This window comes from Streptomyces sp. 378, from assembly GCF_030124145.1.
Taxonomy (GTDB): domain Bacteria; phylum Actinomycetota; class Actinomycetes; order Streptomycetales; family Streptomycetaceae; genus Streptomyces.
Map to the genome: position 1 here is coordinate 1 of NZ_JASKMS010000018.1, position 15816 is coordinate 15816.

The 15816-nt window shown below is 70.0% G+C and carries 17 protein-coding genes, 2 tRNA genes and 1 pseudogene; 6 read left to right on the forward strand and 14 right to left on the reverse strand.

The window, feature by feature from the left end; all coding sequences use genetic code 11:
• A pseudogene (locus QNO09_RS23265) lies at positions 1–361 on the reverse strand (hypothetical protein); the annotation flags it as partial.
• Between the two features lie 215 nt (positions 362–576).
• Between QNO09_RS23265 and QNO09_RS23270 the strand changes: the two are divergent.
• Entirely contained in the window at positions 577–837 is a 261-nt protein-coding gene (locus tag QNO09_RS23270; RefSeq protein WP_283972187.1) for a winged helix-turn-helix domain-containing protein, read from the forward strand.
• Between the two features lie 16 nt (positions 838–853).
• Here the strand turns inward: QNO09_RS23270 and QNO09_RS23275 are convergent, their stop codons facing one another.
• From QNO09_RS23275 to QNO09_RS23300, 6 genes are all read right to left on the reverse strand, one after another.
• Positions 854–1090 (reverse strand): hypothetical protein, encoded by a 237-nt coding sequence (locus QNO09_RS23275; protein WP_283972188.1) that lies wholly within the window; start codon positions 1088–1090, stop codon positions 854–856.
• 289 nt (positions 1091–1379) lie between these two features.
• Positions 1380–1712 (reverse strand): hypothetical protein, encoded by a 333-nt coding sequence (locus QNO09_RS23280; protein ID WP_283972189.1) that lies wholly within the window; start codon positions 1710–1712, stop codon positions 1380–1382.
• Complete coding sequence (locus QNO09_RS23285; RefSeq protein ID WP_283972190.1) at positions 1709–3079, reverse strand: phage major capsid protein; 1371 nt, start codon at positions 3077–3079, stop codon at positions 1709–1711. Before QNO09_RS23285 ends, QNO09_RS23280 begins: the two co-directional genes overlap by 4 nt.
• Before the next feature lie 153 nt (positions 3080–3232).
• Positions 3233–3511, reverse strand: a complete 279-nt coding sequence (locus QNO09_RS23290) for a hypothetical protein (protein ID WP_283972191.1) — start codon at positions 3509–3511, stop codon at positions 3233–3235.
• The gene (locus QNO09_RS23295; RefSeq protein ID WP_283972192.1) at positions 3511–4359 is read right to left on the reverse strand and encodes a hypothetical protein; all 849 of its coding nucleotides are present in this window, start codon (positions 4357–4359) and stop codon (positions 3511–3513) included. Before QNO09_RS23295 ends, QNO09_RS23290 begins: the two co-directional genes overlap by 1 nt.
• Before the next feature lie 14 nt (positions 4360–4373).
• Positions 4374–4589 carry a helix-turn-helix transcriptional regulator gene (locus QNO09_RS23300; RefSeq protein ID WP_283972193.1) on the reverse strand — a complete coding sequence of 72 codons (216 nt, stop codon included), beginning with the start codon at positions 4587–4589 and terminating at the stop codon, positions 4374–4376.
• Between the two features lie 271 nt (positions 4590–4860).
• Here QNO09_RS23300 and QNO09_RS23305 point away from each other — a divergent pair, with 271 nt between their 5' ends.
• Entirely contained in the window at positions 4861–5289 is a 429-nt protein-coding gene (locus QNO09_RS23305) for a hypothetical protein (protein ID WP_283972194.1), read from the forward strand.
• Entirely contained in the window at positions 5270–6556 is a 1287-nt protein-coding gene (locus QNO09_RS23310; protein WP_283972195.1) for a tyrosine-type recombinase/integrase, read from the forward strand. Before QNO09_RS23305 ends, QNO09_RS23310 begins: the two co-directional genes overlap by 20 nt.
• 48 nt (positions 6557–6604) lie before the next feature.
• Here the strand turns inward: QNO09_RS23310 and QNO09_RS23315 are convergent.
• Positions 6605–6677 (reverse strand) — tRNA-Ala (locus QNO09_RS23315).
• Between the two features lie 181 nt (positions 6678–6858).
• On the opposite strand from QNO09_RS23315, the gene QNO09_RS23320 reads away from it, so the two are divergent.
• Entirely contained in the window at positions 6859–7407 is a 549-nt protein-coding gene (locus QNO09_RS23320) for a helix-turn-helix domain-containing protein (RefSeq protein ID WP_283972196.1), read from the forward strand.
• Positions 7408–7656: 249 nt separating this feature from the next.
• On the forward strand, positions 7657–9147 hold the full coding sequence (locus tag QNO09_RS23325; protein WP_283972197.1) for a serine/threonine protein kinase: 1491 nt from the start codon (positions 7657–7659) through the stop codon (positions 9145–9147).
• An 81-nt stretch (positions 9148–9228) separates the two neighbouring features.
• Here QNO09_RS23325 and QNO09_RS23330 read toward each other — a convergent pair whose 3' ends face one another.
• Both QNO09_RS23330 and QNO09_RS23335 read right to left on the reverse strand, forming a co-directional pair.
• A complete protein-coding gene (locus QNO09_RS23330) occupies positions 9229–10485 on the reverse strand; it encodes a hypothetical protein (protein WP_283972333.1) in 1257 nt (418 codons plus the stop codon).
• Positions 10486–10719: 234 nt separating this feature from the next.
• Complete coding sequence (locus QNO09_RS23335) at positions 10720–10848, reverse strand: DLW-39 family protein (RefSeq protein ID WP_003999697.1); 129 nt, start codon at positions 10846–10848, stop codon at positions 10720–10722.
• Positions 10849–11185: 337 nt separating this feature from the next.
• Here QNO09_RS23335 and QNO09_RS23340 point away from each other — a divergent pair, with 337 nt between their 5' ends.
• Entirely contained in the window at positions 11186–11548 is a 363-nt protein-coding gene (locus tag QNO09_RS23340) for a DUF6344 domain-containing protein (protein WP_283972198.1), read from the forward strand.
• 170 nt (positions 11549–11718) lie between these two features.
• Here QNO09_RS23340 and QNO09_RS23345 read toward each other — a convergent pair whose 3' ends face one another.
• The 4 genes from QNO09_RS23345 to gyrA form a co-directional block, all read right to left on the reverse strand.
• Positions 11719–12072, reverse strand: coding sequence for a VOC family protein (locus QNO09_RS23345; RefSeq protein ID WP_283972199.1), 354 nt, complete (start codon positions 12070–12072; stop codon positions 11719–11721).
• Between the two features lie 132 nt (positions 12073–12204).
• Positions 12205–12281: transfer RNA gene (locus QNO09_RS23350), tRNA-Ile, on the reverse strand.
• Between the two features lie 99 nt (positions 12282–12380).
• Positions 12381–13166, reverse strand: coding sequence for a DUF3566 domain-containing protein (locus tag QNO09_RS23355; RefSeq protein ID WP_283972200.1), 786 nt, complete (start codon positions 13164–13166; stop codon positions 12381–12383).
• 19 nt (positions 13167–13185) lie between these two features.
• Positions 13186–15777: a DNA gyrase subunit A gene (gene gyrA / locus QNO09_RS23360; RefSeq protein WP_283972201.1), complete on the reverse strand. Its 2592-nt coding sequence runs from the start codon at positions 15775–15777 to the stop codon at positions 13186–13188.
• Between the last annotated feature and the right edge of the window lie 39 nt (positions 15778–15816).

Below are 15816 nucleotides of genomic sequence, written 5' to 3' on the forward strand. Positions count from 1 at the left end.
CGTCCAACGCCCGCCAGTCGTCGGCCGCTTGATGCCACGTCTGCGGCATCGTCGGCGGCACCAGGGCGTAGAAGCGCTCGTGTCTCGGGTCGCAGATCACCGGGCCGTCATCGAAGGCCTCGCTCAGGAAGGCATCGAGGTCGTGGGACGGAAGGGACCGTTCGCCGGCCACGGCCAGGACGAGCCGCCCGGGCAGCCGCACAGCGGAGAACAGGCCGCCCAGCGGCAGCAAGGCGACGCCGTGAGCGTTCCACTCCTGGCGGCCCTTCGCAGCGTCGGCCAGCGTCGACAGAAGCCAGTGCTCGGCAGCCAGGCGACGATCAGCGCTCGAGTGGACGAGGGCCCCGGGGGAGGCCTCCACGGGTCGTAATGCAGCGGGGCCGGGGCGCGCTGTACGTTTCATGATGTCGCAGCTCCTTTGCAGCTGTGGCCACGCCCCGGGAGGCCTCCACCTCGCCGGGGCTTGCTGTACTCCGACCGTAGCGCTCAGTGCGTCCCCATGCACCCCATGCTCTAGTACGCGTACCTACGCGTCCGCACAATGCAGGTCGCAAAGGTGCGCGTCAGCCTCGGAGCATGACCGATTTGCCGCAGTACGAGTACGTGAAACTCGCGGACCGGCTGGCCGCTGAGATCAAGGCCGGGCGTCCTCCCGTGGGAGGTCGGCTGCCTGGTGAGCGGGAGATGACGGAGATCTACAAGGTCAGCCTCGGCACAGTGCGGCGCGCTGTACGTGAACTGCGGGAGCGCGGCCTGGTGGCGACGCTCCCGATCAAAGGTACGTACGTCATCGCCACCTCGGAGACGGCCCAGCTCGACCAGGGCGACGGCGCGTAGCCGTCACCCGAGCGGCTCACGTCGCCCTGGACTCCCACTCGGTGGCGACGGACGGCAGGTCGAAGATGTGGCCCCTGATCACCTCGTCGCCGATCACCACCGTCACGCCCCCGTCGTCGTCGCGGCGTACACGCACGTCGCCACGGCGCAGCGCGTCTTTCACGGCCTCGAGCTCGATTGCGTTGAGGTTCTGCGTGAGCGCCGCGGCGACGCCGGCGGCGAGTTCGTTGCTGATCTGCTCTGGCTGGTCCACGTCTGCCTGCCTCCATCGGTCACGTACCGTGACGAAGGTCGCCCGGGTACGGCGATTCTCGAAATTTGTCAGCGCGAGAGGGGGCTCCCCCCCGCGTTCCGACCCCCTCCAACGCCAGAGATTCGACGCCCCCTCCCCGTGACGCTGTGTCGCGGGCGAGGGGTGGCGCTGCCCGGTGCTTGCGGCCTGACCAGGGCCGCAAGCACCGGGCAGCGGTGCCCGCGCGAGTGCTGCACCGCGGGCGCGCGACGGGACGGAGGTGCCGCGTGCCCGGACACCCGCGCGGGAGTCAGTCGGGCCGGATGGTCCGGCCGTGCGTCGGGTCGTACTCGTAGGGCTCGATATCGGGGTTGAGGAAGGCTTCTTCTGCCGGTGGTTTGGTGCCTCGTCCTCGCCCTGATCTCACGCTGCGTGCACCTCCCGCGCGCCTGGTGCGCTTGGGCTCGCTCTCCTCCTGGCCGTCGCCCTGGTCGTCGACGTCGGCGGGCAGGGCGTCGGCCAGCGTGGCGCGGCCGGCACTGACCAGGCGGCGGGCCGCGGCGTCCTCGAGCTCGAGGACCTGCCCGGGCACACCACGGGCAGCACGGCTGATGTAGGGCACGCGCAGCCTGACCCGGGTCATGCGCTGGGTCCGATCGCCTGCACGAGGGCCAGGTGCGCGGGGCGGCCGATAGCCATGTCGGCACGGCCCCACACCCGCACCTTCCGGCCCAGGTTCTCGAAGGCGTTCCCGGCCTGGTTGGACACCTCGACGCGGAACGCCGAGCGGACGCCGATGATGACGAACCCGGAGGCGAAGTTGCCGACCACCGACACCGACTCGTCGCCGCCGGCCCCCAGGGTCACCGGGGTCTGGGTGGTCTTGAAGTGGCGCAGCGCGGTGACCTGCTCGGGCGGGGCGAGGTAGGCGTTCGTCGTCGCCTCCTTGAGCTTCGCCAGTTGCGCGGCGGTGCGGGGGGAGTCGATGCGGACGTCGGGCGTGCCGTTGGCGTCCTCGACGAGCTGGATGGCGTCGATCCACTCGTCGTAGTCGGTGGGCGCGGCGCCGGCCAGGTCGACGGTTCCGACGTCGGGGTCGTCGAGGATGCCGGTGAAGTAGCGGCCTGCCACATCGTTGCCACCGGTGCCGTTGCTCACGCCCCGCCAGAACGAGCGGTCGAGGCTGTTGGCGACGGCCGCGGACAGCACGGCCTCGATCTGCGCCGCGGCGTTCGCGCCGTCCTCGATGAGCTCCTCGCTGATGTCGGCGACGCAGCCGAGCACCTTCGGCATGAGGGTCACCGCGTCGAACCGGACGTCGGTGTTGTTGAGCGCGCCGAGCTCCGGCTTCCACTCTGCGGTGGGGTCGGTCGCGGTGCGCAGGATGCGTGTCTCGCCGGCGCCGAGCGGGATCGTCATCGCGCCGGCCTGCGAGATGACCGACTGCGAGCGGGCGAGGTCGATGAACAGGTTGCCCAGGGTCGGGGTGACGAAGAACCCGCCGGCGGGGTCCTGGGCGACGACCTGGGCGCGCATCTCGCGTTCCATCATCGCGTGGTCGCCTCGGAGGATGCCGAGCAGGGCGCGGCCGAGCGAGAGGTCTTCGCCGTCGACGCCGACCGGGCGCGGGGCGTTGACGGCCTGGGCGAAGGACTCGCCGTGTCGTACGGCGCGGACCTTCCGGCCGTCCGCCGTGTGGAAGTACAGGTTCGGGGCGTCGCGGCGGCCGTTGGGCCGGTCGTCGTCAACGCGGCCGCGGTCGCCCTCGAGGCGCTCCTCGGCCTGCGTGACCATCTCGTCCAGGTCGTCGTGCTCGTCCATCAGCCGGTCGAATTCGCGCTGCTCGGCGGTGTTCATCTTCGCGCCGGCGCGGGTCATGACCTGGCGGGCCTGGTCCTGGCGCTCGGTGCGCTTGCTCTTGAGTTCCCGGATCAGCAGCGAGCCGTTAGCGCGTACGCCGTAGCGCTCGCACATGCTTTCGAAGCTGCCGGGCAGGGTCCTTCTGGTCATCAGGGCTCCCGTGGTTGCTGGGTGCGCGCAGCAGCGTGCACCACGAAGTGGTTGCGGATCACTGCCGCCCACGGGGAGCGGTCGTGCTGGCCGCGGAGCATGGCCCGCCCTCGGGGAGCGGGCGCCGGGGCTCGAACGCGGCGTACGGCCATGCTAGCGGCCCGTACGGACACCGGGCGTGAACTCCTGCACCCGGGCGCCGTCCGGCTCGCTGTGACGTCCGCTGCCGGTCTTGCAGGCCTCGCACAGCACGCCCTTGCGGATGCGGATCGCCGCGCTGAGGTACGTCTCGTCGACGTCGCCGAGCTCGGCGCGCAGCAGCCGGTTCCCGCCGGTGATGTGCACGGGCGCCCGGAGGTAGTCCAGCTCGTTCATGAGCTCGTCGACGGACGTGGGCAGGGTCGCCGCGATCGCGGCGTGGTCGATGGTCATCAAGCGGTTCCTCTCATCAGGCCACAGTGCGGGCATGCGGGGCGCGATCGCAGGAAGGCGCGGTCGCAGCCCTCACAGCGGCCGTACGGGACTGCGGCGTCGTCCTGGCCCTCGAGGGCCTCGCCGACGTCGCGCGGGGATGTGGAAACCGGAAGGAGCATCGCGCGCTGCCCGGGCACGCCCGCCACTGCGGGCAGAGGGTCTCGGATGCCGTCGGTCGGGACGGCGCGCAGCGGCTCACGCTCGCGCGTGTGCGCGCTTCCCGCAGGGTGAGGACTACCTGAGCCCGTTCCTCCTCCTGTAAGTCCTTCTTCTTCCTCATACTCCTCTGCACCACGCTCACCGTGGTCCGTCGTCACGCTCACCGTGGTGCGAGAACCACGCTCACCGTGGTCCTTAGGTCCACGCTCACCGTGGTCCTGTAGGTCCACGCTCACCGTGGTGCGAGCCTCGCTTACCTCTCCGCTTGATCCACGCTCACCGTGGTCCGAGTCTTGGGCCACGCTCACCGTGGTCCGAGACGCGCCCCTGACGTTCAGGGCGTAGTGCGCGTTCGAGAAGTGGCCGGCCGCCTTCACGCGCGTGACGGCTCCCTCCTCGATGAGCACCTTGAGCGCGCGGTCGACGCGTCCGAATGCCGCACGGCGCTCGCGCACCACGACCGGATCATCGAGGTCTTCCGGCGGGGGCATGCTCCCCAGGGCGACGGCCATCGCTTCACGGCCCGCGAAGAACCGGCGCGCGGGGATGTCCCCGTCTGGGGCGTCCAGTGAGACGACCGCCATGTACGCGAGCAGGCGAAACGGCGCGTGGGGCAGTTCCTTCCACTCCGCGTACACGGCCTTCACGTTCCCCGCCCCCATCAGCCCGCCTGCTGCGCGGCAGGGCTGACCGTGCGCTCGTTCAGCCACTGCTCGATGGCGCTCGTCCGGTACAGGACGCGTCCGGTCCGCGAGGGGGAGGTCTTGATGTAGGCCGGTCCCTCGCTGCGCCATCGGTAGTTGGCGAGGGTCTGCGGGGCGATGCCGTAGCGGGCCTGCACCTGGCGGGGGGTGAGGAGTTCGCTGTTGTCGGCCATCGGTTCTCCTGTCGAAGTTTTCTAGACAAGGACTTGCATCTTGGCGAGATAAGGCGAGATGATGCGGAGCGTAGCCGGGAAGATCCCGGGCCGCAAGATCCGAACCTTTGTCGCTAAAACAGCGACTGCTACCGTCCGGATCATGACGACAGGGCGTATCGAATTGGGACCGACGGGGCGGACTGTTGCCGCCAACGTGAAACGCCTGCGAGGCGAGCGAGGGATGACCCTTCGTGCTCTGTCCACGGCGTTGAGGGAAGCAGGGCGGCCGTTGAGCGCGGACGCGCTCAACAAGATTGAGAACGGTGCAGCCGACACCAGCCCGGGAAAGAGCGGGGAGCCCAAGCCGGTACGCCGGGTTGACGTGGACGACCTGATGGCGCTCGCCGTCGTTCTTGACGTTCCGGTCATCACGCTCCTCGTACCGGAGAGCGTCCGTGGCTCAGTCAGGCTGACCGGCGGCGGGGAAGTTCCCGGACGCCTCGCGTGGCGCTGGGCTCAGGGCCGGGTCCCACTGAGGTACCCCGAGGGCGCTGACGAGGGAGCAAGGCGGCGCCAGTTGGCCATGTACCTCATGACCGCCACCCCGGACGGCGTCGGGTGGGATCAGACCACCAAGGAAGGGCAGCACGCAGCGCTCGAGGTGTTCAAGGCATGGGCCGACGAGGGAGGGGGCGGCGATGGCACGGGTGTGGATTGAGGACCGGGCGGGTCACAAGGAGTTCCGTGCGGCGCTGGCGAAGGCGAAGGCGGCGAAGCGGCAGCCTCCCGGGCGGTGGCGGGTGCGCTGGTACGACCTGGGGGGCAAGCCGAGGTCGAAGACGTTCGCCAGGAAGCCGGAGGCTGAGAACCACGTCCACCAGGTCGAGGCGCGGCTGAGGGACGGCTCGTACCGGGACGCGTCGGCGGGCAAGGCCACGCTGGCGGAGGTTGCCGAGAAGTGGCGGGCGACGCTGTCGGGGCTGGAGCCGACGACGAGGGAGACGTACGAGGACACTCTCCGGGTGCACGTGCTGCCGCGGTGGGGCTCGTACCAGGTCCGCGGGATCGAGTGGGAGGACGTCGCGGAGTGGGTCGGCCAGCTGGTGGCCGGCAGTGCCGGGCATCACCGGCCGTTGTCGCCGGGGCGGGTCGGCAAGATTCACCAGGTGCTCTCCCTGGTGCTCGGGCACGCGGTGCGGGCGAAGCGGATACCGGCCAACCCGGCGGCCGGGGTTCCGCTGCCTCGCCCGGTCCCCAGGGATCACGTCTACCTGACCCACGGGCAGGTGGACCGGCTCGCCGACGCGGCCGGCCCCTACCGGGTCCTGGTGCTGCTCGCCGCGTACACGGGCCTGCGGTGGGGTGAGCTGTCCGCGGTGACCGTGGGCGCGGTCGACCTCGGCGCGCGGCGGGTGTCGGTGCGGCAGGCGTACAAGAAGACGCGCGGCGGCCTGGTCGTCGGGATGCCCAAGACGCACGAGAGGCGGAAGGTGCCGATCCTGCGGTCGCTCGCCGACGAGCTCGCCGCGCACGTCGACGGCCGGAAGCGCGACGAGCTGTTGTTCACCGCGCCTCGAGGCGGTCCGCTGTACGGGGACAACTTCCGCTCGAGGTTCTTCAACCCGGCGGTGAAGGCGGCCGGGCTCGGCGAGCTCGGCGTCACGCCGCACAAGCTGCGGCACACGGCGGCCTCCCTGGCGATCGCCTCCGGGGCCGATGTGAAGGTCGTACAGACCATGCTCGGGCACAAGTCGGCGGTCATGACGCTTGATCTGTACGGGCACCTGTTCCCGGATCGCCTCGACGAGGTGGCGAACCGGCTCGACCGCGAGCGTGAGCGTCGGGCGCTCCTGGCGCGCCTCGCCGGTCTCCTCCTGGCGGAGCAGCAGCGCCTGGAGAATCCCCGCGAGCGCCTCCACCTGATCAAGGGCGGAGGCGAGCCCGCGGCGGGCGGTGTGTACGAAATCCGTACTGCCAACCCGTAGGCCGGTTTCCCGGCCCCCGGCCACTCGGCATGACCAGGTACTTCGGAGTGGAGCCTAGGGGAGTCGAACCCCTGACATCTGCCATGCAAAGACAGCGCTCTACCAACTGAGCTAAGGCCCCGGAAGGTGACATCCCACCGGAGGAAGCGCGTCCCGGCGGGCGTCGGAGACCAGAGTACCGGGTCACCCCCGTGGTTCCGCAAAAAGATTGGGGGTCCCCGTCGCCGACCACTCTCCGTAAGATGCTCGGCGTGGTTCGCTACCGCGAACCGCCGTACATGGGGAAGCGATGGGGAGACGCAATGGACGCCGCACAGCAGGAAGCGACCGCAAGAGCGCGGGAACTGCAGCGGAACTGGTACGGGGAGCCGTTGGGGGCGCTCTTCCGTAGGCTCATCGACGATCTTGGTCTCAACCAGGCTCGTCTCGCGGGGGTTCTGGGACTATCCGCTCCGATGCTGTCGCAGCTGATGAGCGGTCAGCGGGCGAAGATCGGCAACCCGGCCGTGGTGCAGCGGGTGCAGCAGCTCCAGGACCTGGCGGGGCAGGTCGCGGACGGCAGCGTGAGCGCGGCCGAGGCCACCGAGCGCATGGAGGAGATCAAGAAGTCACAAGGGGGCTCGGTGCTGAGCAACACCACACAGACCACCAGCAGTTCGGGGGCGCCCACGGTCAAGCGCGTCGTGCGCGAGATCCAGTCGCTGCTGCGGTCGGTCGCGGCCGCGGGTGACATCATCGATGCCGCCGACACCCTCGCCCCGACCCATCCGGAGCTGGCAGAGTTCCTCCGGGTCTACGGGGCCGGCCGCACCTCGGACGCGGTCACGCACTACCAGTCCCACCAGAGCTGATCCCCGGCCCGGCCGCCGAAGGGGGTTCGGCAGCGGGCTGCGGGTGAGGTGACGGGGGACGCGTCACGGTACGGGCGGGCACGAGGGGGCGTGCGCCGCACGGGGGACCGGTCGACGCGAGGGGGACGTATCGCTCATCGGGGGAGTCGGGGGGCGTCAGGGGGAGCCGTTTCGCCCGGCGGGGAGTCGTAGCGCTCACCGAGGGGGAAGCAAGGGGGAAAGCCGCAGGGGGAGGAGCGACGTACAGCCATGGGTGAGGTCTTCGCCGGCCGGTACGAACTGGTCGACCCGATCGGACGCGGAGGGGTCGGTGCCGTCTGGCGCGCCTGGGACCACCGCCGCCGTCGCTACGTGGCCGCCAAGGTCCTGCTCCAGAGCGACGCACACTCCCTGCTGCGCTTCGTCCGCGAACAAGCCCTGCGGATCGACCACCCCCATGTGCTCGCCCCCACCAGCTGGGCCGCCGACGACGACAAGGTCCTGTTCACCATGGATCTGGTGGCGGGCGGATCCCTGGTCCATCTCGTCGGGGACTACGGCCCCCTGCCACCTGCTTTCGTCTGCACCCTGCTCGACCAGTTGCTGGCGGGCCTGGCCGCGGTGCACGCGGAGGGCGTGGTGCACCGTGACGTCAAACCCGCCAACGTGCTCCTGGAGGCCACCGGCACGGGCCGGCCGCGGCTGCGGCTGTCCGACTTCGGCATCGCGATGCGGCTGGGCGAGCCCCGCCTGACCGAGACCAATCTCGTCGTCGGGACCCCCGGCTATCTGGCTCCCGAGCAGATGATGGGCGCCGAACCGGACTTCCCCGCCGACCTGTTCGCCGTAGGGCTGGTCGCGCTGTATCTGCTGGAGGGCGCCAAGCCGGACAGCAAGGCGCTCATCCAGTACTTCGCCGAGCACGGGACGCCCGGTGCGCCCCAGGGCATTCCGGAGCCGCTGTGGCAGGTGGTGGCCATGTTGCTCCAGCCGGACCCCGAGGCCCGGTTCCGTACGGCGACGGGGGCGCGCAAGGCACTCGGCGCCGCCGCAGAACTCCTTCCCGAGCCGGGCCCGGACGACGAGCTGATCGAGATCTTCGACCAACTCGGCCCGCTCCCCCGGGGGTTCGCTCCCGAGGGGCCGCTGGAGAGGGCGAAAGGGCTGGGCCCGCGAGCGGAGCCGTCCGGCCCCGGGACGGGCGGCGAATCATCCCGGCGGGGAGCCGACGAGGCGGACCTGCCGGTGCCCGGCGGGCAGCGCGGAGACGTTTCAAGCCATGCCTGGTCACAGGCGAGCGCCCCGTCGCTACCGTCCGACCCGCGACGGACCACCGACCCCTCGGCCGCCGCCCAGCCGTCTTCCATGTCAGACACCGGCAGCTTCCCGCTGCCGCCTCCGCAGGCCACCGTCACCACGTCCCCGGCGCCCGGGGCGTCACACCCCGCACCGGCGCAGGGCCCGCACCCGCAGCCTCCGGTCTCCCCTTACGACCCCACGCATCCGTTGTCCACCGCCCAGCCGCTCCCCCCGGTGTACTCCGGTCCGTCCCTGCCCCCTGCGGAGCAGTACCGCACGGACACCCCCACCGCCTCGTACACGGCCTGGACTCCCCCGGCCCCGCTCGTCACCCAGGTGCCGTCGCGGCACCGGGCGCACAAGCCTTCCCGCCCCGGCCCCCCGGCCAAGGTGGCGGTGCCACTGCTGCTCCTGGCGCTGGCCTGCTACGCCGTGGGCTTCTGGGCCCTGACCCAGATCTGAGCGGGCCGGCGGCCGCCCGGCTCCGCGGTCGCGGCGAGCCCGGCGATCAGGGCGGCGACACGGCGGGTGCGCCCGGCCCTCTTACGCGGCGTTCCTCCGCCGAGCCACCAAGGTCCACACCCCGAGCCCCACCAGCAGCGCGCTGCCGGTGCCGATCCCGCCCACGGCGAGCGCCCTCATCGCGGTGTCATCGCCCCTGGTCACGCCCTGCGCAGCCGCCTCCCGGTCCTCGTCCGAGACCTCGAAGACGCCTTTCGGCTCGGACTCCCCCGCGTACTCGGGCCCGCTCCGCGCCTCCCCGCTCACCCGGACCCGCAGCGTCATCACGAACGGCCCGTCGCCGAAGGTGTCGGCGACGCCCTCGGAGAGGTGGGCGACGAGGTAGTGGGAGCCGGCGAAGCGCAGCGCGCTCACCTGCGGAGCGGCGGCGTAGCGGTTGGCGTGGTCGACCGGTGGGAGTGGGCGCAGGCTCCCGGACTTCTGGCCGCCGTCGTAACCGACACCCACGTCGGCGACGTGACCGCGTGCCGGGTTGTAGAGGGCCAGGCTCAGCGCGTCAGAGGTGTAGCCGGTGGCGCCGGAGCCCGAGCTGCCGAGATCGGCGATGACGGAGACCTGCTGTCCCCAGTCGACGGGCACCTTGTAGAAGAGTGTCTGGCCGGGCCGGATGTCGTCCCGCCAGACTCCCTGGTCGAGGGGGGTGGCACCGGTGAACCCGGCGCCGCCCTTCCGGCGCCGGGACTGTCCCTGGACCGGCTGGGGCGTGGCGGAGTTCCACACCTCGGGCGCGCTGGTCGCCCCGGTCTTCGCCGTCCGCGGTTCCGTCATGGCGACGAGTTCCAGGTCCCAGGCGTCCGGCGAGGAGCCCTCACCCTCGGGGTCGACGCGCTCGACCGACACGTAGTACGCACCCGCCTTGCGGCACAGCGGCTTGTCGGGCGCGATCTCGCGCATGCCCCACGCGGCGATGGGGTGAGGGCTGCGGGCGGCCCCGAAGCCGGTGTTGTCGACGGAGCAGGTGTTGCCCTCGGCGTCCTGCACGGTCACTTTGACCCCGTCGATGACGGAGACGGTGCTGCCGGGGGAGGGGACGGCGGTGACGGAGACGTACGCGTTCGACGCGGCGTCGAGTTCGAGGCCGTAGCTGACCTTGCCGCTGCCGGGCAGGGAGCTCCTGTAGGTCCGGCCGGGCTCCAGGAGGGCGGCCTCCCCGGTGCTCCTCGCGCCCTCGACGCTCTGCGCGCCGACAGCGAAGGCGTACGGGCCCGGGGCGCCGGAGGCCTCTCCGGCGGCGTCGGCCTGGCCGGGCGTCACGGCCGCCGTCGTCCCCAGCATCATCACCACAGCCCCCAGGCGTACGGCCCCCGCCGGACGGCCTCGATACGCCCCCGTGCGCCGTCCCCGCGCCGTACGACACCGTCCCCTCACGCGCCACCCCTCACGTCGCCTGACCACAGAGCCCGTGAAACCGTGGCCCATCCTGCCGCGTCGGCCGGGTCCACGACCGGCGCTCGGCACACAAAACCCCGACCGCGAGGCGGCCGGGGTGTGTTCGGTCTGGTTTGTCGTGACTCACGAACCCGTGGGCACGGAGTCAGTCGCCTCCGTCCACAGATCCTGCTCGGCGCGATCCGCCTGGATCTGGCGGTACACGAGGAGCCCGCCGATGGCGGCCAGTGCGACCAGGAGAAGCTTCTTCACCGCGCTACCTCGTCTTTCCTTGACGTAGGGGACCTCTGGCGCCCGACTATACACACCGACCGAGACCGATCGGTGACCTGAGTCGGCCGTCAACTCCCGTCCCGGAAACCGGGATAGAAGCGGAGTGCACCTTTCCGATCGGAGGGTGATCACACCTGGACAGACGGTCACTTTGACCGCCTTTTGCCAGTCTCCTCACCTTTTCGCCCTCTTTGCGGCCATACGGGTGGTGTTCATCAGAACATCGACGCGCCACGGGTCGGGGTCCACCACTTCCCGCCCCGCATACACATCATGAGGAAAGTACGCAAATCGCCCAACCCGAAAGTGAGGGGCCATGGCCCGGAACAAGGTCATGACGCTGTGGACCACCATCGTCACCGTCTTCCTGGCGCTCTGCACGGCGCTCGGACTCGTCACCACGACCGCCGCCGCGGCGGTACCGCAGAGCGAGCAGAAGAGCAACAGCGGCGGCGCGAGCATCCCACAGCAGCGGACAGCGGCACCGGCGGCCTTCCCCTGGACCTCCCCCAAGGCCCTGCCCCCCACCATGAAGCAGCGCATCCGCGCCGAGGCCCATGGCAAGACCCCCCGCTGCCGGCACCGCTCGCCCGCGGACACGGCGGCCTCCCCCGGCACCGACTGCACCGATGAGGACCCCGACGCCGAGGCGGACCATCTCACGCCCCTGCAGCGCTGAACCCCCGGCACCACGTTCTGGCGATCCCGCGTACAGAGCCCGGCAGCTCGACAGAGCCGCCGGGCTCACGCATGTCCCGGCCCTCCGGCCACCGACCGCACATGGACACACAGGAGAGACGGAAAACCCCCGACCGTCACCGGCCGGGGGTCATCGCGCCGATGCGCTCCTCACTGCTTGCGCCGGCCGAGGACACAGAACTCGTTGCCTTCAGGGTCGGCCATGACGACCCACGACTGATCGCCCTGGCCGATATCGACCCGCTTGGCGCCATGCGCCTCGAGGCGAGCCACTTCGGCGGCCTGGTCGTCGGGCCTGAAGTCGAGGTGCAGTCGGCTCTTGGACTGCTTGGCTTCCTCGATGCGGACGAAATCCAGCCCTGGCATGCGATCCGGCTCGGGGCGGATCTCGAACTCATCGTCGGACGAGTACACCACCACCCAGCCCAGCGCGTCGGCCCACCACTGCCCCAGGGCCACCGGATCCACCGCGTGAACGATTACCTGTTCCCATTCCAAGGTCATTGACCGAGTCTAGGCACGGGGACAGCGCGCAGACAGGCGGTTCGAGCGCCGGGTGGGAGAACCGGACCGCGGCTGATAGCGGCCCGGGGACAGCGAAGAACCCCAGCCGATATCGACTGGGGTTCTTGTCGCTGGTGGGGCTAACAGGATTTGAACCTGTGGCCTCATCCTTATCAGGGATGCGCTCTAACCAACTGAGCTATAGCCCCGCCGCGCTCTGCGGTGTGCGTCCCGCGCGCTGACTCCTGAAGATTAGCGCACGACATGCGCAGTCCCAAAATCGGTTGTCGGGACAGCGTCGAAGGACGTCACTCGTCCTCGGCGAGCGTCAGCTCGACACCGCCCACGAAGCCCGCGGACAGGTTGTAGATGAACGCGCCGAGCGTCGCGAGGGCCGTCGCCAGGACGACGTCGATGACCGCGATGATCGACGTGAACATCAGGACGTTCGGCAGCGACAGGAAGGCCTGCAGGTCGAAGCCGTTGGACTCGTTCGAGCCGGTGGCCTCCGAGATCGTGCCACCGACCGTCGAGAAGACGCCCATCGCGTCCATGACCATCCACAGCACGGCGGACGCGACGATCGTGCAGATGCCCAGGGCGATGGAGAGCAGGAAGCTGACCTTCATCACCGACCACGGGTCGGCCTTCGCCACCCGCAGCCGCGCCTTGCGGACACGCGGAGTGGTACGCGCCCCCGTACGGGGACGGCGTGCGGTACCGGCACCCTCGGCCGCCTGCTGCGCCGGGTAGGCCTGCGGCGGGTGGTACGGCCCGGCGGCCTGCTGCGCCTGCCGGTCCCCGGGCAGGGGGGACGCCGTGCCCGGCTCCTGGGCGGCCGGCTGCGGGTGCGTGCCGGAGGCGGACGGGCCCGCGCCGGCCTTGGGCTGCTGGGTCTGCGGACCTCGGGCCGTCACAGTTCCCCCCTGTGATTCCTGCGCGTCAGGCGAGGGCGCGTCCTTGGTCGGGGACTTGATCGCCTTCAGGTTGGTCGTGTGCGGGTCCGCCGCACGTGCGGCGGAGCCACGACCGCCGTCGTCCGCTTCCGTACCCCTTGAGGTACCGGCCGGTCCGGCGCCCGTGGCTCCGCTCACGCTGACTCACTCCTCGTGCCTACTCGGGCGAGGGCGCCTCACCCTCGTCCGTGCCGGTCACGGCACCCTCGGCGGTCTCGTCGACGACCACGTCGCCGTCGACCTCTTCCGCCTCGCGTCCCGCCTCGGCGTTGCGAGCGATGCCCACGACGGCATCGCGCTTGCCCAAATTGATCAGTTGGACGCCCATGGTGTCACGGCCGGTTTCCCTGATCTCGTTGACTCGCGTACGAATCACACCGCCCGACAGCGTGATGGCGAGGATCTCGTCGGTCTCCTCGACCACCAACGCGCCGACGAGGGATCCACGGTCCTCGACGATCTTGGCAGCCTTGATGCCGAGGCCGCCGCGACCCTGGACGCGGTACTCGTCGACGTTGGTCCGCTTCGCGTACCCGCCGTCTGTGGCAGTGAACACGAACGTACCGGGTCGAACAACATTCATCGAGAGCAGCTCGTCGCCCTCACGGAAGCTCATGCCCTTGACACCCGAGGTGGCACGGCCCATGGGCCGCAGGGTGTCGTCCGAGGCCGTGAACCTGATCGACTGCGCCTTCTTGCTGATCAGAAGCAGATCGTCGTCCGCCGAGACCAGTTCGGCTCCGATCAGTTCGTCGTCCGAACCGTCCTGACCCTCGCGAAGGTTGATGGCGATCACACCGCCGGAACGAGGTGAATCGTAATCCTTCAGAGGCGTCTTCTTCACAAGTCCGGCCTTGGTGGCCAGAACGAGATAGGGAACCGCCTCGTAGTCACGGATCGCCAGGATCTCGGCGATCGCCTCGTCCGGCTGGAAGGCGAGCAGGTTCGCCACGTGCTGACCGCGCGCGTCCCGGCCGGCGTCGGGCAACTCGTAGCCCTTGACGCGGTAGACGCGGCCCTTGTTGGTGAAGAACAGCAGCCAGTGGTGCGTGGTGGACACGAAGAAGTGGTCGACGATGTCGTCTTCCTTGAGCTTCGCGCCGCGCACGCCCTTGCCGCCGCGCTTCTGGGCGCGGTAGTCGTCGGTCTTGGTGCGCTTGATGTAGCCGCCCCGGGTGACGGTGACGACGATGTCCTCCTCGGCGATCAGGTCCTCGATGGACATGTCGCCCTCGTAGGGGATCAGCGTCGTCTTGCGGTCGTCGCCGAACTTCTCGACGATCGCGGCCAGTTCGGCGCTGACGATGCCGCGCTGGCGGACCGGGGAGGCGAGGATCTCGTTGTACTCGTTGATCTTCGCCTGGAGTTCGTCGTGCTCCTGGACGATCTTCTGGCGTTCCAGGGCGGCCAGTCGGCGCAGCTGCATCTCGAGGATGGCGTTGGCCTGGATCTCGTCGATCTCCAGCAGGCTCATCAGGCCGCCGCGGGCGATGTCGACGGTGTCGCTGCGCCGGATCAGCGCGATGACCTCGTCGATGGCGTCCAGCGCCTTCAGCAGACCGCGCAGGATGTGCGCCCGCTCCTCGGCCTTGCGCAGCCGGAAGCGCGTACGGCGGACGATGACCTCGATCTGGTGCGTCACCCAGTGGCGGATGAACGCGTCCAGCGAGAGCGTGCGCGGCACGCCGTCCACCAGCGCCAGCATGTTGGCGCCGAAGTTCGACTGCAGGTCGGTGTGCTTGTAGAGGTTGTTCAGCACGACCTTGGCGACCGCGTCCCGCTTGAGGACGATGACCAGGCGCTGGCCGGTGCGCGAGGAGGTCTCGTCACGCACGTCGGCGATGCCGCCGATCTTGCCGTCCTTGACCAGGTCGGCGATCTTCTGCGCGAGGTTGTCGGGGTTGGTCTGGTACGGCAGCTCCGTGACCACCAGGCACTGGCGGTTCTGGATCTCCTCGACCTCGACGACCGCGCGCATGGTGATCGAGCCGCGGCCCGTGCGGTAGGCCTCCTCGATGCCCCGGCGGCCGACGACGAGCGCGCCGGTCGGGAAGTCCGGGCCCTTGATGCGCTCGATGAGCGCGTCCAGCAGCTCCTCGTGCGAGGCCTCGGGGTTCTCCAGGTACCACTGGGCGCCGGCGGCGACCTCGCGCAGGTTGTGCGGCGGGATGTTGGTCGCCATGCCGACCGCGATACCCGCCGAGCCGTTGATCAGCAGGTTCGGGAAGCGGGCCGGCAGGACGGTCGGCTCCTGGGAGCGGCCGTCGTAGTTGTCCGTGAAGTCGACGGTCTCCTCGTCGATGTCGCGGACCATCTCCATCGACAGCGGCGCCATCTTGCACTCGGTGTACCGCATGGCCGCGGCCGGGTCGTTGCCCGGGGAGCCGAAGTTGCCGTTGGAGTCCACGAGCGGCATGCGCATCGACCACGGCTGCGCGAGGCGGACCAGCGCGTCGTAGATCGAGGAGTCGCCGTGCGGGTGGTAGTTGCCCATGACGTCGCCGACGACGCGGGCGCACTTGTAGAAGCCGCGCTCGGGCCGGTAGCCGCCGTCGTACATCGCGTACAGCACCCGGCGGTGGACGGGCTTGAGGCCGTCGCGGACGTCCGGCAGCGCACGCGAGACGATGACGGACATCGCGTAGTCGAGGTACGAGCGCTGCATCTCCGTCTCGAGCCCGACGGGCTCGACGCGCATGGCCAGGGCGTCACCCTCGGGCGTCGTCACGGGAGTGTTCTCGTCGGTCATTGCTGGTGAGGATCCTTCCTGATGCGGTCAGCTGAGACC